This window comes from Neobacillus cucumis (genome assembly GCF_002860255.1).
Taxonomy (GTDB): domain Bacteria; phylum Bacillota; class Bacilli; order Bacillales; family Cytobacillaceae; genus Neobacillus; species Neobacillus cucumis_A.
Genome location: NZ_PGVE01000031.1, coordinates 30898 through 51057, shown reverse-complemented (window position 1 = coordinate 51057; position 20160 = coordinate 30898). Strand labels below are relative to the sequence as shown.

The 20160-nt window shown below is 36.8% G+C and carries 23 protein-coding genes; 18 read left to right on the top strand and 5 right to left on the bottom strand.

The annotated features are described in order from the left end of the window. Window positions 1–123: 123 nt before the first annotated feature. A complete protein-coding gene (locus tag CVD27_RS07225) occupies window positions 124–972 on the bottom strand; it encodes a helix-turn-helix transcriptional regulator (protein ID WP_101647212.1) in 849 nt (282 codons plus the stop codon). 123 nt (window positions 973–1095) lie between these two features. Between CVD27_RS07225 and fabF the strand changes: the two genes are divergently transcribed. Then, window positions 1096–2334: a beta-ketoacyl-ACP synthase II gene (gene fabF, locus CVD27_RS07220; protein ID WP_101647211.1), complete on the top strand. Its 1239-nt coding sequence runs from the start codon at window positions 1096–1098 to the stop codon at window positions 2332–2334. A 354-nt stretch (window positions 2335–2688) separates the two neighbouring features. Here the strand turns inward: fabF and CVD27_RS07215 are convergent, their stop codons facing one another. Next, window positions 2689–2880: a DUF2187 family protein gene (locus CVD27_RS07215; RefSeq protein ID WP_101647210.1), complete on the bottom strand. Its 192-nt coding sequence runs from the start codon at window positions 2878–2880 to the stop codon at window positions 2689–2691. Window positions 2881–3207: 327 nt separating this feature from the next. Here CVD27_RS07215 and CVD27_RS27990 point away from each other — a divergent pair, with 327 nt between their 5' ends. From CVD27_RS27990 to CVD27_RS07180, 9 genes are all read left to right on the top strand, one after another. Next, entirely contained in the window at window positions 3208–3345 is a 138-nt protein-coding gene (locus CVD27_RS27990) for a hypothetical protein (RefSeq protein WP_180960193.1), read from the top strand. Window positions 3346–3921: 576 nt separating this feature from the next. Further along, window positions 3922–4443 carry a CBO0543 family protein gene (locus tag CVD27_RS29055; RefSeq protein WP_101647209.1) on the top strand — a complete coding sequence of 174 codons (522 nt, stop codon included), beginning with the start codon at window positions 3922–3924 and terminating at the stop codon, window positions 4441–4443. A gap of 145 nt (window positions 4444–4588) precedes the next feature. Continuing rightward, entirely contained in the window at window positions 4589–5143 is a 555-nt protein-coding gene (locus CVD27_RS07205) for a CBO0543 family protein (protein WP_101647208.1), read from the top strand. Between the two features lie 777 nt (window positions 5144–5920). Further along, window positions 5921–6304: a hypothetical protein gene (locus tag CVD27_RS07200; protein ID WP_101647207.1), complete on the top strand. Its 384-nt coding sequence runs from the start codon at window positions 5921–5923 to the stop codon at window positions 6302–6304. A gap of 144 nt (window positions 6305–6448) precedes the next feature. Next, window positions 6449–6685: a hypothetical protein gene (locus tag CVD27_RS07195; RefSeq protein WP_101647206.1), complete on the top strand. Its 237-nt coding sequence runs from the start codon at window positions 6449–6451 to the stop codon at window positions 6683–6685. A gap of 226 nt (window positions 6686–6911) precedes the next feature. After that, window positions 6912–7544 carry a hypothetical protein gene (locus tag CVD27_RS07190; RefSeq protein ID WP_101647205.1) on the top strand — a complete coding sequence of 211 codons (633 nt, stop codon included), beginning with the start codon at window positions 6912–6914 and terminating at the stop codon, window positions 7542–7544. A gap of 224 nt (window positions 7545–7768) precedes the next feature. Then, entirely contained in the window at window positions 7769–8173 is a 405-nt protein-coding gene (locus CVD27_RS07185) for a DUF7674 family protein (protein ID WP_257984295.1), read from the top strand. A 113-nt stretch (window positions 8174–8286) separates the two neighbouring features. Further along, window positions 8287–8421, top strand: coding sequence for a hypothetical protein (locus CVD27_RS28685; RefSeq protein WP_257984294.1), 135 nt, complete (start codon window positions 8287–8289; stop codon window positions 8419–8421). 129 nt (window positions 8422–8550) lie between these two features. Further along, window positions 8551–8844 carry a hypothetical protein gene (locus tag CVD27_RS07180; RefSeq protein ID WP_101647204.1) on the top strand — a complete coding sequence of 98 codons (294 nt, stop codon included), beginning with the start codon at window positions 8551–8553 and terminating at the stop codon, window positions 8842–8844. A 491-nt stretch (window positions 8845–9335) separates the two neighbouring features. Here the strand turns inward: CVD27_RS07180 and CVD27_RS07175 are convergent, their stop codons facing one another. After that, window positions 9336–9950 (bottom strand): TetR/AcrR family transcriptional regulator, encoded by a 615-nt coding sequence (locus CVD27_RS07175; RefSeq protein ID WP_101647203.1) that lies wholly within the window; start codon window positions 9948–9950, stop codon window positions 9336–9338. Window positions 9951–10153: 203 nt separating this feature from the next. Here CVD27_RS07175 and kynU point away from each other — a divergent pair, with 203 nt between their 5' ends. From kynU to CVD27_RS07145, 7 genes are all read left to right on the top strand, one after another. Then, a complete protein-coding gene (gene kynU / locus CVD27_RS07170; RefSeq protein WP_374703053.1) occupies window positions 10154–11425 on the top strand; it encodes a kynureninase in 1272 nt (423 codons plus the stop codon). 14 nt (window positions 11426–11439) lie between these two features. Next, complete coding sequence (locus CVD27_RS07165; RefSeq protein ID WP_101647201.1) at window positions 11440–12837, top strand: amino acid permease; 1398 nt, start codon at window positions 11440–11442, stop codon at window positions 12835–12837. Between the two features lie 65 nt (window positions 12838–12902). Beyond that, window positions 12903–13751 carry a tryptophan 2,3-dioxygenase gene (gene kynA, locus CVD27_RS07160; RefSeq protein ID WP_101647218.1) on the top strand — a complete coding sequence of 283 codons (849 nt, stop codon included), beginning with the start codon at window positions 12903–12905 and terminating at the stop codon, window positions 13749–13751. Between the two features lie 69 nt (window positions 13752–13820). Beyond that, window positions 13821–14444 carry an arylformamidase gene (gene kynB / locus CVD27_RS07155; RefSeq protein WP_101647200.1) on the top strand — a complete coding sequence of 208 codons (624 nt, stop codon included), beginning with the start codon at window positions 13821–13823 and terminating at the stop codon, window positions 14442–14444. 181 nt (window positions 14445–14625) lie between these two features. Beyond that, window positions 14626–14787, top strand: a complete 162-nt coding sequence (locus CVD27_RS27985) for a hypothetical protein (protein ID WP_180960192.1) — start codon at window positions 14626–14628, stop codon at window positions 14785–14787. Then, window positions 14745–15242: an FAD synthetase family protein gene (locus CVD27_RS07150; RefSeq protein WP_101647199.1), complete on the top strand. Its 498-nt coding sequence runs from the start codon at window positions 14745–14747 to the stop codon at window positions 15240–15242. The genes CVD27_RS27985 and CVD27_RS07150 overlap by 43 nt, the downstream gene beginning before the upstream one ends. A gap of 1053 nt (window positions 15243–16295) precedes the next feature. After that, window positions 16296–16703, top strand: a complete 408-nt coding sequence (locus CVD27_RS07145) for a hypothetical protein (RefSeq protein ID WP_101647198.1) — start codon at window positions 16296–16298, stop codon at window positions 16701–16703. A gap of 272 nt (window positions 16704–16975) precedes the next feature. Here CVD27_RS07145 and CVD27_RS07140 read toward each other — a convergent pair whose 3' ends face one another. Together CVD27_RS07140 and CVD27_RS07135 are read right to left on the bottom strand one after the other, a co-directional pair. Then, the gene (locus CVD27_RS07140) at window positions 16976–17893 is read right to left on the bottom strand and encodes an alpha/beta hydrolase (protein WP_180960191.1); all 918 of its coding nucleotides are present in this window, start codon (window positions 17891–17893) and stop codon (window positions 16976–16978) included. 309 nt (window positions 17894–18202) lie between these two features. Further along, on the bottom strand, window positions 18203–18844 hold the full coding sequence (locus tag CVD27_RS07135) for a YczE/YyaS/YitT family protein (protein ID WP_257984293.1): 642 nt from the start codon (window positions 18842–18844) through the stop codon (window positions 18203–18205). A 267-nt stretch (window positions 18845–19111) separates the two neighbouring features. On the opposite strand from CVD27_RS07135, the gene CVD27_RS07130 reads away from it, so the two are divergent. Next, on the top strand, window positions 19112–20128 hold the full coding sequence (locus CVD27_RS07130) for an SDR family oxidoreductase (RefSeq protein ID WP_101647195.1): 1017 nt from the start codon (window positions 19112–19114) through the stop codon (window positions 20126–20128). Window positions 20129–20160 lie beyond the last annotated feature (32 nt).

The window sequence follows — 20160 nt, the reverse complement described above, 5'->3', positions numbered from 1 at the left end:
ATCAGTTTTCTACTCTACTAACTAGCAGTTTAGTTTAAGTACATTTCTTCACAAAGTTACAGAAAAAGCCGTTCATCTTAGTTCATAGGGGAAGAAAAATCGGCTTTTTTCTTTCATTCGATTTTAAACAATAACACTTTTTTTCATCATCTTCTTCAATTTTTCTTCTGTAGATGAACCCTCGACAGGTGTATAAATGCTACACCAAAAATCTGTAGCTCCATGAACTTGTAAAGAAGTTAAATTAAAAATCATTTTACCTGCCTTGGAATGTCTGAATTCAATCAACACTTCGGGAGCCATATTTACTTGATTTTCTTGCCATAAAGATTGAAAATCCGAATTAAGATTCGACATTTCTTCAAGAAATTGAGTGTACCATTCATCCCCCATATTTTGCCCATAATAAACCCTAAAGATGGAAAGAAATCCTTTCACAAAATGCTCCCAATTGACAGCAAGAGTCCTCAACTCTTTCCTCGTAAACACTAAGCGGATCAAGTTTCTCTGTTCAATCGGTATTTGTTCAAAATCCAGAAAAACATAGGATGCAGCAGGATTCCACCCAACGATTTGGAAATGTCGGTCTGTAATCAGAGTAGGACAGTATTTTAATTCTGTTAAAATTTTTTCTAAAGAAGGGGAAAGTTTTGTTTGTAAAACTTCATGTTTATACACATTTGTGTTAACTTCTAATGCTAAATCGTATAGATACTTTCGTTCATCATTATTTAACTGTAAAGCAGATGCTATAGAATCTAGTACAGAAGATGAAACCTTAATATCTCGCCCTTGTTCTAGCCATGTATACCAGGTAGTGCTCACTCCCGCTAACTGGGCGACTTCCTCCCTCCTTAGACCTGGAGTTCTCCGCCTAGTTCCCTTTGGTAATCCCACTGATTGAGGTTGTATATTTGCACGTTTTGACTTTAAAAACTTTGATAGAGCTTGTAATCTTGTTTTACTATTCATGTTTAATTACTCCTGTCTTAAAACGATAATCATATTACTAATTATACTATGATAAACAACAACTTGTAATAGGATAAATACAGTGCCAAAATATAGATAATCTAATAAAGAGGGGGAAGAACTATGGAACGAGTTGTGATTACAGGGATGGGAGTCGTGTCACCCTTGGGTAACAACGTTGAAACATTTTGGAGGAATTTAACCGAAGGTAAGTCTGGAATTTCTTACATTAATATGTTTGACGTAAGTAAACATAAAACCAAAATTGCTGGATTAGTTAGGGATTTCAATGCTGAGGATATGCTTGGTCAGAAGGATGCAAGGCGCATGGATAGATTTTGTCAATTTGCTCTAGTTGCAGCTGAACAGGCATGGAACGATTCCAATCTGAACATAAAGGAAATAGATTTAGAGCGTTTTGGTGTATATATTGGTTCGGGAATAGGTGGAATTGAGACTTTGATACAAAATATTGATGTACTTCGAGAAAGGGGACCACAAAGGGTAAGTCCAACAATGGTGCCTTCGATGATAGCAAATGCAGCTTCAGCACAAATAAGTATCAAATGGGGGGCTTTGGGACCTTCTATGGCACCTGTTTCCGCTTGTGCAATTGGAAATACAGCTATTGGAGAGGCTTTCAGAATTATTCGGTATGGTATGGCGGATGTAGCATTTGCTGGAGGGGCTGAGGCAGCCATAACAGAATTGTCTCTAGCCAGTTTTGGGAATGCAAAAGCGTTGTCTTCGAGGAATGATGAACCAAGTGCTGCTAGTCGTCCTTTTGATGCGAATAGAGATGGATTTGTCATGTCTGAAGGTGCAGGAATTTTAATACTTGAATCTTTAACACATGCTTTACACAGAAATGCACGAATTTATGCTGAAGTAATTGGATATGGTGCTAGTTCTGATGCCTATCACATGGTTTCTCCACATCCAGAAGGTAAAGGAGCCTATCTCGCAATGAAAATGGCTTTAAAAGATGCGTCCCTTTCTACTGATGATGTAGATGTAATTAGTGCTCATGCTACAAGTACAGAGATAGGTGACATATCTGAAACAAATGCCATAAAAAAATTGTTTGGCGAACAAGCATACAAGATACCAGTTACAGCTAATAAGTCGATTACAGGACATTTATTAGGAGCAGCTGGTGGGGTTGAAGCTATTGCATTAGCAAAAAGTCTCCAAGAAGGAATCATACCGCCTACTATCAACTTAGAACACCCCGATCCATTATGTGATTTAGATTATGTACCAAACGTAGCCCGACAAACAAATCTCAAAATAGGGATCTCCAATTCATTTGGGTTTGGTGGGCATAATGCAGTCATTGCTTTAAAAAAATATGAAATGTAAAAAATAGATTATTATGCGGTTATCAGTTTCCAGTGCTTTGGAACAAGCCGATTTTCCAAATGAAAATCAGCTTGTTCTTTTTTTGGGCGGGGTATTAACTTTTAATGACTCCCACTCTCCACATTAACTTTGGCTTTATTTATATTAGGTATAGCCAGTCTAGTTGGAAATTTAGCAGGAGAAAAGCTACTTACCAAAAATGTTCGTCTGTTACAGTTTTTATAAATAGTAAATGTAAGTTTGTGAACATTTGTACTTAAAGTAAAAGGGGCGTTATTTCAATAAATAAAAAGCCTTTACCGGTAAAAACTTAATTATTATCGATAAAGGCTTTTATATTTAGATTGGCTTTTTTTATAATTGTAATGCTGCTTTTTTAATGACTTCGTAGTTTTTATGATTGATAACGGTTACATTATTTTCATAAAAAATATCCGTAGGATTAATATGTATTTTAATCATTACGGAGTTTTCATAAACCTTTTCTACAAGCCCGATAATTCCTTTGTTAGATCGAATCTGATCATTTACCTCTGCAATATTCATGAAGTCTCACCCTTTTTAATTATAATTTACAGAAAATTCACTAATATCGCAACCCTTTATTTCAATGAAGAGTAAAAACACCCATATATGAATGCTACAAGCGAATATTTTAAAATGGGAAGAGATGTACTTAAACAATAGGAGAAGAAAAGTTTAAGAACAAAATAGACGTATTTAAGGAATAATTTTCTAAGATAAAAAGCAATATACAAATGGTTCACTTAATACTTAAGTAGTAGTAAATTACCATAAATGCTTTTTTCTTAAGTGAGTGGCTTTGTATTCAACACATAATAGAAGAAGCTATCCTTGAAAGGTGGAGAAACGTTGACAAACCGTTATAACAATAGAAATCAGCCACATACTGGAGGAAGTAAAGCAGCAGATACGGAATTCGGTGCAGAAATTGGACAAAGTAAAAAGGCTAGGAAAAAAGCGGCAAGAGAAAGAAAAAGTAATAGCTAAAAATAAAAATGGATAACCAAATTATATAGAATGGTTATCCATTTTTATTTTTTAGTTGGAGGGCAAAATTACTCCTTGTTAAACTACCGGGGTGCTTATGCTCAACAATCGGGGTTTCTGCGGCTGCCTTTTCCTTGTTCAACTAATGGGTAGCTTGAATTCAAGATGATATTCCTGCGATGATCGCTGCGGCGGTCAATTATGCTTGTTGAAGTCAATTAATTTAATAAACATAATAAGTTCGAATTGTTCAATTACATAGTTAAAATTTGATAAGGTGTATTATACTTTCTAGTTTTACAAATACTTTTAAAAACTGTAGAACCGGTATGAACATGGTTTGTGATATTAATTACATGGGGCGACGAGTTTCATCGCCATTTTCGTTTTTCTAAACCGTTCTAAAGAAACTAAGCAAGAACGTAAAATGTATATTGCAATTAATGATTGGTGGATTTGTATGGTCCCAACTCCAGACAGAATATCTTATTTGGCAAATCAAAAAAGATACAAAAAGCACTAAATAAATCCTAATAATATTTTTAAACTCCATTCCATCATTGTAAGGAGATAAGAATGCGAATTATTTTATACTCAGCTTTTATTTTTGCTGCTTATAAGTGGGGTGATTGGAAAAATTGGCGCAAATATTATCCCACTTTCTTATTTTTGATAGGTGGCGATTTTTTTTATAATGCCTTACTTCGAAACCATAGATTTTGGAATTTTACCAAAGGTATAATCGGGGAAGATATACTACACGGTCATCTTATTATTAGCCTTTTTGTAATGTTTTTTTCTTATACATCCACCCTGCTAATATACCTAGGGAGATTTCCACATCAAAGATTAAAACAACTTTTTTGGATATTGCTGTGGGTCTTAATTTATACTTTCATTGAAATTTCTAGCAATAAGTTAAATTCGATTGAGTATCATTACGGTTGGAACATTTATTGGTCACTACTTTTCAATATAATAATGTTTACAGTCCTAAAGATTCATGTTAGTAAACCTTGGTTAGCGTGGATAATTTCAATTTTATTTTTAATTTTTCTTTCCAACATATTTAATTTGCCCAGGGAATCATTTGATTAATGATTCCCCTATTTATTTGAGTTCGCCCTCGGAAGCATTTCTTATTGAAATAACTGGTAGTTTAGTGGAATAGGATTGGAAAATAATTTTGAGGAATTAGGAAAATATAACAGTTAAACCATAAGAATAGGATTGAATCATTTTTATGATTAAAACAGAATTTTTATTTAAAGATGTACAAGATAAAAGGATGAATTTTTTAGAAGCATATCACAAATTTTGGTTAGAGAATGCCTTTTTAACTTGGCAATGGTGGATATTATTAATAACAACAATTTTAATATGGATATTATGGGTAAAATTTGTCGATAGAAAGCGAGTTCATTTGCTTTTAAACTTCGGGTTAATTATTGGCGGACTTTCAGTTACACTTGATGTGATTGGCACCAATCATGGTGCATGGGCATATCCCATTCATTTATATTGGGCTTTTATTCCCCCACTAATACCTTTCGATTTGAGTTATTTACCAGTATTTTATATGCTTATTTATCAAAGATACGGGCAACGATGGTTCAACTTCCTTTTAGCTCTTATTGTTTTTTCTGCCTTTATATCATTTATAATTGAACCGATATTTCACTGGGTAGGAATTTACGCCTTGTACAAGTGGAAATATTTATATTCTTTTCCGATATACCTTTTATTAGGATGTTTTGTGAAGGTTTTAGTTGAATTAATTAATAAAAAGCTACATTAGGCAAAGGGGTATAACTTCGTCAAGAGGTAGTACCCTTTTCATATTCAACGAAATGTGAGTTTGTGAAGGAATGTACTTACACTAAAGGGGGCTTGAGTTTAACAAAGGAGGTTGCTGCGGCACCTCCTTTTCTTATTGAACAAACAGGGGCTTATATACAGTATCAGCAATAAAAACGTTGATCTGATGAACCTTATATCACTGTTTACATGTATTTATAGATAAGCGTTTAAGAACTTGACTTTGAAAATAATCAATCGTCATCGTTAAGGGCGGGGCGAATCCCTCCTTACCGACCGTTCCAAAGGCATCCTTGACACTGAGCCTCCGGCAGATATGATGTGGCAGCCCTAGCCGTCATCCCCCTAAGGGCGCTCCCGATGGTCGCTGGGGGGCTGTCAGCTGGACAGCCTATCATATCCACCTTCTCAGTATCAAGGACCGCTTACGCTTGCCTTTTCCACTAGAGTAGATGTCAATCCCGATAAATTCATTAAGGTCAGAGCAATGACGATCTTACTCCCACTCGGATATGCCAACATGAGTTTTCCTTTATCATTGTTTACGTTGAAAACTATAATTTCCTACTGTAGATAATGTGTCTACAAAGATAGAAAAATGGCATTTTTGGTATCTATACTTACGTTAAATACGGTGAAAAAACATACTGTAGATAAGATGCAGGTTAGTTAAATAAGTAAAAATTCCCAGTAGAAAAGGTAAGTAGAATTTTGAGAAAATGGAGTTTGGAAGACAAAAAATGAAGGCGGTTATTCAATGAAGAAAAACCTTTTTGCAATTTTAATGTATACGTTATGTATTGTCGGGTTAATCCTTACATTATTTATTATTTATAAAAACATTGATAATTCATTTGCCACTAAATTTGTACTTGGCTATTTGATTTTTCTTGTTTTATTTGTTTTTTATTTCGTAATTGGAACGATATTAAATTTAAGTAAAATTGAATGGGTAGATATAAGAAAAAGATTATATAAATTCATTATTAGCTTTGTCCTAATTAGTTGTCTCGGTTTGATTTATTACTACTTTAAAAAACCATCAGAAATAAATTTTCAACAGGTTTTATTTTTGCCTTTCGCTATATCACTCGGTTCAGCTTTTTCTGATTTACCTTTCATCAAAAAAAATAACTATTAACTTGATTAAGGCTATCGAATGAAAGCGTATAAAAGATCCAGCTGCCATTGCAATTTGGTGACTTTGACTTTTCAGATAACGTGGCAGGATAGTGCTAAAAGAAAACTAACAGTAAAATATTGCAGGATTAGGAGACGGATTTTAATGAAATGGAATCAAATTGTTGCATGTATTGGGCTTATCTTTATCCTGATTGGGTTGTTCCAATTATATCAAATCAAAAGGGAAGTTAAAATATTGGATAAAGAACAAAATATATCTGAAGAAACGTCAAATAAATGGGTTAAAAGAGTTACTATCATAATTGTTTGTGAAGTGATAGGAACAATTTTGGGTTTAATTCCTACGATAATTCAAACCATTCAAACCATCTTTAAATAAAACAAATGGATCCTTTCGTTTTTCGCAACATAGGGACTGTATCTAGTCTTTTTTCATAACGTTATTGATGTAATGGAACAGGTTAGTGAAGAAGGAATTAAGCAGGTTGAGACTCCCATAGAATATAAAGCTGGAATGAACTGCATTCTACTCCCTCATAAAAAGTTGGTGCAATGGTTTCCAGCCCATTGCGAATAGTTCAATTTTGCGAAAAGAGGTTATCAACTTGAATTTACACACTCAATTAGCTTTGGGGAACTTTGGAGATACCCTTGGCAGTATTTTGACTTTACTTATTTTAATATTTACAATTCCTCTTTTAATTTGGTTAATTATTTCATTGGTTTTTTTGGTATCTTATAAGAAGAAAAAAGCAATAAAATGGTGGGGAATTATTGTTGGGATATGTTGTTTTTATGGAATTATTGTATTAGGATATTCGAAAATATTTAACGGGGCACCATTCACTATTGCACAGAGAATACATGTATATATACCCATGTCGGTTCATGTTTTAGAGGACTATCAAGAAAGTACGATAGATTCAGAGACAGAGTATGAAGTGATTCGGTTTAGTCACCCTCAAATGAATCAATTCATCCAGGCAATCAGAGATAAAGGTTGGAAATATGGAACTGTTGTTCCAAACTCAATGCGACATCCAAAACCTAATGACTTCCAAGATCTAATGGTAAGCAAAAAATATCCATTACCTAAAGAAAAAAAGGAAGGGTATTATTATTCCTACATTAAAAAAACAGTTGGAGATGGAGATTGGTATACAAAACGCAAAGCTTACTTTTTAGATGTTAAGACAAGGACTTTGTATATTTATTATGATAACTCACAGTGGAGTTAAAGATAGTTCAACAAAAACTATTCATTTCCGTAGCGTTATAAAAGCACCTCGCAAAGATATCTAAACAATATGACTATTTTGCAACCAGTGCAATAAAATGCATTTCAATACAGGCAACATAATTTAAGAAACATAGTCGATTGTAATTAAGATTGTGAAGGATTGTACTTAAACAAACAGGAGCATTTGTTAAAGGTGGTAATTACTGAAGGAAGTGACTGAGCTTGAAAAGGGAAATAAGTAAACATGAAGTAATGAATTTACTGCTTGAAGCGTGTCCTTCATATAAACCATATTATGAAGAAAATCTTGGTGATGATGGAGAGCAGTTAATTTATATTGATATAATGGAATTTGTTGCTCATCTTATTGAACTTTATAAACAAAATCAAATAAATGAATTTCCAAAAATCTTTGAAGTAATTGAGCTTTTGCATACTGATGGAGATGACTTTGTTAAAGAATCTGCAACAATTGGTTTACTAGAAAGCATTCAAAACATGTCAGGAGATGAAATCAACCCTGATGTCTTTAAGAAGTACCTCAAACCAGAATCACTTAAATGGTGGAACCACCTTGATGATTTTTGGAATGGAAAAACTCAATGGGTAGGAGTTCCAAGGAAATAATTGTTTGTAGGAACAGATGTTTTATGGTAATTTATTTTCTAATATAAGTTTGTGAAGCATTGTACTTAAGCTAATGGGTGCTTTAGTAAAATATATCAAAAGGTGATCTAATAATGAGTATAAAAGTTAATCTAAAAGATATTATTGAGGAAATGGAAATGCAGTTTGAAGAATCACTTTCTTTATTAAATATTAAAACGGGTGAAATAGTGATAGTGACCTCGGTGGACCTGCGAGCTGCTCATTGAGTAGAGATAGCAGGAGGTGATTACTAACATAATAGGTAATCTGTTGCGAACCAACTTTTTATTATTCAAATTAAAGGGATAGAATACATAAATGACTAGGCAAAGAATTTACAAGGAGCTCGGTAGGGAATGCTTCAAATGAACCTGATTAAAAAATTGAAAACTTCATATCAAATTAAGCTTTCAAACAACCATCGTTTTTTATGCCATACCATGGGTAGTAAAACCATTGTGTTTGATTCAAGTTCTTGGGAAAAAATGGCAGAACTTAGTAAACCTAAAGATCCTGGTTATATTCAGTTCTCACAAAACGATGATTACTTATATATAAAAAGGACAATCGGGACAATTTGTGTTTATGAAACAGGTGGGTTTCAATTAGTCAAAACCATTAATCTAATAAAAAATTTAGGATTATCCTGACCACTTTGGCTATTTTCAACACATTCACCAGTCAAACGATGGTCGATATATTATCCTTATATATAGTCAGACAGTTTTAATCCTGCGATACGATGATTTAAAACCCATAGTAGTTGAAAAAATTAAATACGCTTGTTTTGGGCAATTCAGCAGCGATGATCGATTATTACTTATAGGGACTTGGGAGAATGGTTACATACTTGAAAACAATTTATGTTAAGGTTTGTTTCTTAAAGGTGATACAACTATGCTTTTCTACCGGGCTAAAAGATGTGGAAACAATTTTAGCCGGTAATCCTTTACAGACAGCCCAACTAAAATAAGGGAATTGGCTAACCATGGAAAAATTTAATTGCATCTTATGGATGATTAGATTGGGTTCTTATTATGTTGATCAGGTTGCTGGTTAGCTTTTTATACGTTATAAATAGATCAAGACCCTTAGGAAACAAAAAGAGGAATGGGTAAAAAAAGATTTATTAATCTGAAAATCAGATATAAAGTCCTGTTACATAGATAGATGTAATCGTTTTAGCAATTTCTTCAACAGAACGATGATGTTCCTTTCGAACAAATTCCCATAAATACATTTCATTCGTAAAAAACCAGCTTCGTGCGACGATCTCATGATCTAATTCTGCTCGAGCCAATCCGCTTTGTTGTGCATATGCTATGTCCTGTGAAATTCGCTGAATAAATTTTTCCCGAATGGTTTTCCATTTATCAGATACTAAAGAAGAGATCCCAATGGCCTGTTCAAAAATCTGCATCATATCTTGTTCAGCTTCTGCCATTAATAAAAAAGATTTGACTTGTGTGTAAATGATTTCCTCAGCTTCTTGTCTTGATTTAGGCCGAAAGGAGGTCTCTGCGATTTTATAAAATCGCTGCATGACATCCTCCATTAATACAATTAAAAGATCCTCTTTTCCTTCAAAATGAACATAGGCAGTTCCGTATCCAATGTTCGCTTTCTTAATCATTTGTGAGATTGTCGCTTTTTGGAACCCTACCTCGAGAAAAACCTCTCTGGCAGCCTCTAATAATTTTTGCCTCGTTATGAGCGATCGTAAATGTCGTTTATCCTCTACATGACCTTGCTTCATTTTTATTCCTCCACACACGCGTCTCTACTTTAGAATAAAGGTATTATTAAAAAAAATAAAGGGATGTAATAAAAACGAATCGAGCTTTAAAAATTAATATTGACATAGTGTCATATTCATTCAATAATAATATTGACATGATGTCAATATTATTATGAAAGCGCTTTTAAAAATATTTATTCATTGTAAAGGGGAGAATCATGATGCTAGAAGGTTTAGATTACGCGAAAGAATTGGATAAGGTAGATTCCCTTAGACATTTTCGAGAAGAGTTTTATATAAAGCCTGGAACCATTTATATGGACGGGAACTCATTAGGACTTCTTTCAAAAAGAGCGGAAAAGACTCTATTAGAATCCATAGAGGATTGGAAGGAGTTTGGAATTGATGGCTGGACCCAAGGGAAACATCCATGGTTCTTTATGGCAGAAGAGTTAGGTAAGAAGCTTGCACCGTTAGTTGGAGCCTCTGCTGAAGAAGTCATGGTCACGGGTTCTACAACCGTTAATCTGCATCAGCTCGTATCTACATTTTATAAACCGGAAGGACTGCGGACTAAAATTCTAGCAGATGAACTAACTTTTCCAACAGATATTTATGCCCTTCAAAGCCAGTTACGCCTCCATGGATATGATCTCGATACGCATCTCATTCGAGTGAAAAGCCGTGATGGCCGATTTTTAGAAGAGGAAGACATGATTGAAGCGATGAACGATGACATTGCTCTGATCATCTTGCCTACTGTCCTTTACCGCAGCGGTCAAATTTTAGATATAAAACGATTAACGACTGAAGCACATAATAGAGGTATTTTAATCGGGTTTGATGCATGCCATTCGGTAGGAGCGATTCCTCATTCTTTTAGTGAGTGGGACGTTGATTTTGCTTTTTGGTGTAATTATAAACATTTAAATGGCGGGCCTGGAGGTGTTGGAGGCTTATTTGTAAATCGTAAACATTTTGGAAAAATCCCTGGCTTGGCAGGATGGTTTGGTTCTAAAAAGGAGAAACAGTTTGATATGGAACATACCTTCACACCTGCTCATTCAGCTGCATCATTCCAAATAGGAACTCCTCATATTTTAAGTGCTGCTCCTTTGATAGGCTCATTAGAAATTTTTACCGAAGCAGGCATTGAAAATATTCGTCAAAAGTCTCTTAAACTAAATCAATATTTAATAGAGTTAGTTGAAAATGAACTTAAGGACATGGGATTTTTCATTGGTACACCAAGAGAAGACATGCGTCGAGGCGGGCATATAAGCCTTGAGCATGAGGAAGCAGCACGAATATGTAAGTCATTAAAGGAAAACGGGATCATTCCGGATTTCAGAGCACCGAATATCATTCGTTTTGCACCTGTTGCTCTTTATACTTCCTACGAGGAAGTTTGGTCAGTGGTACAAATACTTAAAAGGATTATGAAGGATAAGCAATATGAAAAATTTGAAAATGAGCGCGAAATCGTAGCCTAACGAGGGGGATTTATATGGAGGACAAAAATGCTCAAGAAAAGGGATTGAAGCGAGCTTTAAAAACGAATCAGCTTACGATGATTGCAATGGGGTGTGCCATAGGAACAGGTCTTTTTCTGGGAAGTGGTATGGCCATTAGTACGGCAGGACCTGGTGTCATACTCAGTTATGCAATTGGTGCATTGATTGTCCTACTCTTAATGGGCTGTTTATCGGAAATGACGGTTGCTCACCCTACTTCCGGATCTTTTGGCACAATTGCTGAAAAATATATCAATCCATTTACAGGCTATCTCGTGCGATATTCTTATTGGATTGCAAACGTTCTTGCTGTTGGAGTAGAGGTAAGTGCCATTGCTGTTTATATGAAGTATTGGTTCCCACATGTGCCTGGAATCGTTTGGATCGTCATCTTTTCGTCAGTCCTCATTTATATAAATGCCACAAGTGTAAATGCTTTTGGGACGTTTGAGTATTGGTTCTCCATGATTAAAATAAGTGCAATCATTGGTTTTATCCTCCTGGGAGCCTATGTTTTTTTCGGAGGCCATGCAGAACCGAATATGGGACCAAAAAACTTAGTAAATGACGGGGGTTTTTTACCATTCGGCTTCTGGGGAATGTGGGTGGCTATTTTTATTTCTCTTTTTAGCTTTTTAGGAACAGAATTAATAGCGGTTACAGCGGGTGAAGCGAAAGACCCGGATGTTGCCGTGCCAAAAGCGTTGAAGGCAACACTGTTCCGTTTATCAATCTTTTATATCTTGACGATTGGCATTATGTTAATGATTGTTCCTTGGAGATCAGCGGGAGTGGAAGAAAGTCCATTTGTGAAAGTAATCGAGCTACTAAATATTCCTGGTGCATCAGGAATCATGAATTTTGTTATTTTAACGGCTGCCTTATCATCTATGAACAGTCAATTGTATGCTTCTACCCGAATGATGTTTTCACTTTCCCAAGGAAATCAAGCACCAGCCGTTTTTGGGAAATTAAGCAAAAAAGGTGTTCCTCTTGGGGCACTCGCTATTTCTACTCTAGGAATTTTTCTTGCTGCAATGGTAAATGCCTTATTACCTGATTCATCTTATGCATTTATGATGGGAATTTCTATGTTTGGTGCTATTTTCACATGGTTTATGGTTTTTGTATCACATTTGTTTTTTAGAAGAAAGTGGGAGAAGTCAGGTGGCAGAAAATTGCCTGTTAAAATGCTTGGTTATCCGTATTTAACGATAGCAGGAGCAATACTTCTCCTGAGTTTAATGATCACTACCTGGTTTACTGGTTTTAAAATCATGCTGCAATTCGGTATCCCATGGTTACTGTGTTTAACTGCTGTCTATCCTATTTTAAAAAAAAGAACGATGAATCAAATTCCAAATGATGAAATAAAAAAGAAGATAAACTAAACTGCTCAATGGTAAGGATTGCTTATTTTTGGCGAATTAATGGAAAAGAATGGGGCGCGGGTCATATGAATACACATGAAAAAGGTACGAACTCAAAACTAGAGGGAAGCATTCAAACCAATTTCCAAGAAGCCATGTCATATGGGGATTACCTTCATCTCGATCAGATTTTATCCAGTCAACATCGTTTATCTGGTCACCATGATGAAATGTTATTTATCATTATTCATCAAGCAAGTGAATTATGGATGAAATTAATTATTCATGAATTGACAGCAGCAATTGAGTATATTAGCCGAAACGATTTGGAACCGTCATTTAAAATTCTATCGCGTGTTTCAAGAATTCAACAGCAATTGATTCAGTCGTGGAGTGTTCTTTCTACTTTGACACCTTCAGAGTACTTGGAGTTTAGGGATAAGTTGGGCCAATCATCAGGATTCCAGTCTTATCAGAACAGATTGATTGAATTTGCATTGGGTAACAAAAATGTCCACACATTAGCCGTCTATCAACATCAAACAAAGCTCTATGAACAAATGCAGGAAGCACTAAATAAACCAAGTATTTATGATGCGGCAATAAAGGCTCTTGCTGCGCGTGGAATACCTGTCGACCTAGAGGTGCTTAATCGAGATGTATCAAAAAATTATGAACCAAATGACAGCGTGGAAAAAGGATGGCTAACCGTTTACCGTAATGTTGAGCAATATTGGGACTTATATGAGTTGGCAGAGAAGTTAATTGATATCAGCAATCAGCAGTCATTATGGCGTTTTAATCATATGAGTACGGTGGAAAGAATTATTGGTCACAAGCAAGGAACAGGCGGATCATCAGGTGTCAGCTACTTAAAAAGAGCTCTGGATCAGCACTTTTTCCCGGAACTGTGGAGTTTAAGAACGAAACTTTAATAGAGCAGCCTATTCAATCAGGAAAACAACAAAGTAAAAGGATAGATAGAAGAGATGGAGGTAGTTTGCATGAGTGATTGGATGGATATTTCTCAACGACTGGATGAAAAGGTCGCAGTCTGGCCAGGTGATACTCCTTTCTCCTATAAACGAACGTGGAATAAAGAAGAGAGTGGCTCGGTCAATGTAGGGCAAATCATCATGAGTACCCATACCGGCACGCATATAGATGCCCCTTTTCATTTTGATGATGATGGGAAGAAAGTGGTCGATCTTGATGTGAATTTATACATTGGCAGGTCTCGGGTGATCCATTTGCCCAATAAGTCATCCATCGGAGTCAAGGAATTATCTGATTTCGAACTAACAGGGATCACTCGTTTGTTAATCAGGACAGATGCATGGATTGATCGGCGGTATTTCCCAGCGGTTATCCCTAGTATTGAACCCGAATTAGCGTCATATTTATCAAAATTTGGAGTCCGTCTGATTGGTCTCGACTTGCCGTCAGTCGACCCCATCGATAGTAAAGAGCTTTCGGCACACCATGAACTCGCCAATCATGGAATCCATATCCTTGAAGGTTTGGTGTTAGATAACATCCATCCCGGCGACTATGAACTAGCAGCCCTCCCGCTTTCACTGGCTGAAGCTGATGGGAGTCCGGTCCGTGCGGTGGTGCGGAAAATTTAGTAGATTTTTAGTTTACCAAATACCTTTAAAAAATACGCCTCCTGAATAATACAAGCATATTGTACAGGAGGTTTTTATGATGAGTGTATATGCCCGAGTTTCCACGAGTGAACAGAAATTTTGACCAGCAACATAGCCTGCTGAAGGAATATGCCTGTGAAAAGATCATGAAGGAGGGGATATGGTATGGAAGAACTGCGGTATTCATGGAGCACGTACTGAAATCAAGCTCATTGACGACCGACCAAAAAAAAATGAGGGAATTTCGCTGCTTATCAGGAAAGGGCAAGCTCAAATGTTATTGCACTTGGATGTTTTGACGGTCTCCATCATGGACATGTAAAAGTGATTCGAACCGCATTCGAAAAAGCAAAGGAAAGAAACGTTTCATTGTCTGTCATGAGTTTCTTTCCACATCCGAAAACGGTCATCGGGGGGAAGGCGAGTTGTCACTATTTAATGCCGCAGTCCGAAAAAGAAAAAAGGTTTTGTGAACTCGGTGTAGATACGTTCTATCTTGTGGAGTTCGATAAGGACTTTGCCGGGTTGTCACCTCAAGCTTTTGTTAACGACTACCTGATCAAGCTGGGTGTTATTCATACAGTCGCGGGCTATGACTCATATGGCAGCCGTGGTGTAGGGAATATGGAAACATTGACACAAGATTCCGGAGATCAGATAGAGGTCACGACGGTCGACAAAGTGGAGTATAAAGGAGAAAAAATCAGTTCGACTCGGATCAGACAACAACTGTTAGCTGGGAATGTCGAGGAGCTGCCCAATCTTATCAGCCACTGATACGAAGTAAAATGCGAACGGACTGGATCGGTGTTAACTCCCTATTCGCACTATACACTCCCTGCTCCTGGAAGATATGATATGACATTGAAAAATAAAAGCAATTTGTTCCTCACCGAAGCGATGGTGGACGAGAAAAGCGTAATGGTTACGAGTATAAATCAGATTCCAGCATGGATAGATGAAGGAAACTTGACCATCGTCTAGAACAAGCGTCTAAAGGCAGAAATGGGGCAAAAAGGGAAAAAGGCTCATGCTTTTTCGCGTCCCTTATTTATATAGATGAAAAATAACTCCATTAAGCTATGGAGACAGACACAAAAAAGGGAATTACGACGTTTGAGGGGAAAAGAGAGTTGCACCGGTCAAAATAAAAAAGAATTATTCCCTTCTGACGGGAATAAGGTTTGGGACGGTCATAAAAAAAGGGAATTAAGACGTTTGAAATAATAAAAGAGCTGCAACGGTCAAAATAAAAAAGAATTATTCCCTCCTGAAGGGAAAAAGCTTAGGAACGGTCATAAAAAAGGAGTTAAATGATGTAGGAGTTATTGATATCAGTTGCCAGATTCGTAACCAAATATTTTTATAAGAAGAAAGACACCTCAAAAGGTGCCTTTCTTCTTATTTATGTATCTTTAGAAGATTTCTTTCTAAACACCTTAGAAAGAACATAAATAACTCCCGCCAATACGACTAATATTACTGCTGGCATTAAAAGGTTCTGACTCATTTACAACAGCCCTTCGGTATTAGTTTCCTCCAGTGATAAAGTGCTCACTCTTAACCCTAGTATTGATATAATACTGTATGGTAAGGAGCAGTGGGATTTAAGGGATATATTTACATATATGGTAAACTACTAGTTTCATATTTTCAAGTCATAGCCAAGGTGTATCTGCTAACGTATCCTTGTTGGATAACAGCATACCATTGATTGAAAGCTTTAACGATTTGTATTCGCTTTTCTTATCCATTAATGACAAGCACCAACCCCTTTTTTTCTCATATACATGAAAAGATTTACAAATGAAAGAAAGGGGGGAGGCTGCATTGTATCCAAATGATCCTTACCAGCCTTTCTATCCATATTATTATGACTACAGACAAGGTCTTTTTCAAAAAATTCTTGCTTGTTATCAGCAAAAGAGATGGATCAGATTATCTTTCCGAGATGGAACAACGGTTGAAGGTTTTATAAAGACCTATGACCCTTTTAGGGGAATATTAATTTATGTACCGATGCAAAGGTATACGGTTTCGTGTGAAGGGGTAAGGGTGGATTCTTTGCAAAAAGCACAGAATTGCATGGGCAAAAGAGCCACATTGTCACTTCCCAATCATATTAGCCTAGCTTTTACCATAGAAGGTGTGGACCAATCTCAAAATATTGGTGGATGGGTGAACATAAATGAACTTATGTCGGTATCTGGACAGGTAATAGACGCGAATTGTATTTAATGGGGATGATGATAAGCATAAAAAAGGGCGATGACAAACAAGGGTGTCATCGCCCTTTTCGAAGGAGGAAGCGAGTCGGTGTTTCGACAGATGAGAAAGGTCCTCATCCCCTGAAGGAGGAAGTGAGTGGTTGCTCCGACAGATGAGAGGGGTCCTTATTCCCCGAAGGAAGAAGTGAGTGGTTGCTCCGACAGATGAGAGGGGTCCATATCCCCCGAAGAAGGAAGTGAGTCGTTGCTCCGACAGATGAGAGGTATGGGCTTTTTACAGCCTTATCCAAGATTTAAGTACATATCTAGAAATCGGAGTACACGGAGTGTATACTCTTTTTTATTTAAAAGACATGAATGAATGTGTGGACAATCGTTGGTCAGCCACAATTCTTTATGGTTATCTGATGAGATAGATTGAACAATTTTTTCACTCTCAATATAAGGAATGGCTTCATCTGTTTTACTATGAATTAAGAAAAACGCTTTTCCTTTCGTATTTTTCACATGATTAATAGGTGAAACTTCAGTGGGGTCGATTTTGAGGAGTATTCGCATAGAATGATAAATGATCGGAGTAAAAGGCCTTTTGGGTAGCTTGGTCCAATAAGAAAGATTTTCTTTTAAAAAAGGTCCTAATTCACTAAAGGGACTATCGGCAATAATGACGGAAACAGCAGGATGTTCGCATCCAGCAATAAGGGCAGCAGCAGCTCCCATACTCCAGCCAAGGAGAGCAATCTTTTCTTGTTTCTTTTCCTGTATCCCATACTCAATCGCTGAATACAAATCGTGCCTTTCAAAATATCCAATCCCTGTGGTTCTTCCCTTAGACTTGCCTGTATTCCGAAAGTCAAACATCAGTACATTATATCCATGTTCTGAGAGAACTTTGGCAAGTTGTAGTCCATCAATCCCTTCCATGGCACGTTCATTCATATAACCGTGTGCAGTGATGACCGTTTTCTTGCTTTGCTTTGAAGCGGCTGGAATCCACCAGCCAGACAGCTTTACTTGGTCTTGTCGGCTGAAAAATTCAATATCTTCGAATTCAAGACCGTATTCCCTCGGTGTTTTTGTGGTTTTTGCAGGGAAGGGATGAGTTAGATACAATCCGATGGAAACAGGGGCAAGAAAAAATAAAGCGGGTGCCGCCAATAAAGGGCGCCAAAATGATTTGCTTTTTTTCTTCTTACTCAAGATCAACTCCTCCTCTCCATTAAAGTAATCGGTACGATATGGTATGCCGATGAACATAAGAACGGAAAAGTTCTAGAGTCCCATTTTATGATTGTTTATAAAATAGAGAAGAGTATTAGTTTCGCTTTTGCTGAAAATGTCAAATTATGCGCTTGCCTAGGAAATGAGGACTTGGAACATAGGGGCGGAGAAAACTCGGGGGAGCGATTAATGGAGAGCAGTTCATTTGATTACATCACTGTATATGAATGCATTCAAAAATGATCGTTCACAAAAAAACCTCTATTTTGAAATAGAGGTTTAACACAATTACTTATTGAGATGAATGGAAACCGGTAAGGCTTTGTGATGATTTCTTAATAATGGTTCGGCAAGATGTTTCCGAAAATATTGCACAAGTGGACCGATACCAAATGCCATGATGACAGTCGCAACCCCGACAATCGCACCGAAGGAAAATCCAATTACTACGCCTAAAATATCTGCCATCATTCGAGCCAGCACAAACGGTATTTTGTTATGTGATATTTTTTGAATCACTAGCGGCATAGCATCCCATGGCGAAATGCCCAAGTCGGCTGTCATATAAAAGGCCACTCCGATTCCGACGATGACGACAGAAATAAGAAGGAATATACTTCTTGTAACGAACAGCGGAGAAGAGCCGAATAGCTCATGGTAGCCATATACAAGAAAATCGGAAATAAAACCAATTCCAACCATATTAACAATCGTACCCAGCCCAATCGCATGCCGAGCAAAAATAAATTGAATAATAAGGATAAATAAATTAAAGATTAATTGATAAACACCGAACGATACCTCTAAAAATCCACTTACCCCTAAATTCATCGTGCTAAAAGGGTCAGTACCAAAATGACTTAAACGTAATAGGGAAACGGCCATTCCTATACATAAATTTCCAATCACCATCATCAACAATCTTCTCAAATCAAACAAATGCATGACTATATCCTCGCCCTCAGGAAGCCTAGTTGTAAATTTTACCTACCAAGTAATCATAGTCTTTTTATAGGGCGCTTACAACATAAATATTTTCCTAAGATTAGGAAAACACGGTCAATCCTTTCCTTGAAATGATTATTTCAAAAAAAAGAATAAATGATCCTTTTGAATGAAGAAAAAAGGAATTTTGGTATGAGTATAGAATAGTTATTTGATAGAATGGATCGCTTTAAAATTGCCGGAGGTGGAAAAATGAAAGCGTTATTTATCGGTGGAACGGGAACCATTAGTTCTGCCATTACGAAGCAATTGGTAACCATGGGATGTGAGCTTTACCTTCTTAATAGAGGGAATCGAAAGGATCGCTTGCCAGAAGGGGTAAACCTACTTCAAGCGGATATTAATGATGAGAACCAAGTTTCCAATCTGATTGAAGATTTACAGTTTGATGTCGTTGCGGATTTCATCGCGTTTGAACCTGCACAATTGGAAAGAGATTATCGCTTATTTAAAGGGAAAACGAAACAATTTATCTTTATTAGCTCTGCTTCTGCCTATCAAACTCCTTTGTCCGACTATCGAATTACAGAAGGAACGCCATTATCCAATCCATATTGGCAATATTCGAGAAATAAGATTGCCTGTGAAGAATATTTGCTGAAACTTTATCGAGAGGAAGGCTTTCCGATTACGATTGTAAGACCAAGTCACACCTATGATGAACGTTCGATTCCACTTGGAGTACATGGAAGCAAAGGTTCCTGGCAGGTAGCCAAACGAATGCTTGAGAATAAACCGGTTATTATTCATGGGGATGGAACCTCCTTGTGGACGATGACACACAATAGTGATTTTGCTAAAGGCTTTATTGGCTTAATGGGCAATATCCACGCCATCGGTGAGTCTGTTCAGATCACTTCAGATGAAAGTCTTACCTGGAATCAAATTTACCAAGCAATCGCGGACGCACTCGGAGTCAAACTCCATGCGGTCCATGTGTCATCGGAATTTTTGGACGCATGCAGTAAGGAAGATTACAGGGGGGGATTATTGGGGGATAAGGCCAATTCCGTCGTATTCGATAATTCCAAATTAAAAAGACTGGTTCCCGATTTTGTGGCTACGATCCGATTTGACCAAGGGGTTAAGCAAACGGTCGAATACATATTAGCTCATCCTGAACTACAAAAAACGGATGAGGAATTTGACCATTGGTGTGACAGGGTGGTTGACGCATTAAATAGTGCCTTAAAGATGATCAATGAATAGAGCCAAGGTCGGCCAGAAATGGCTGACTTTTC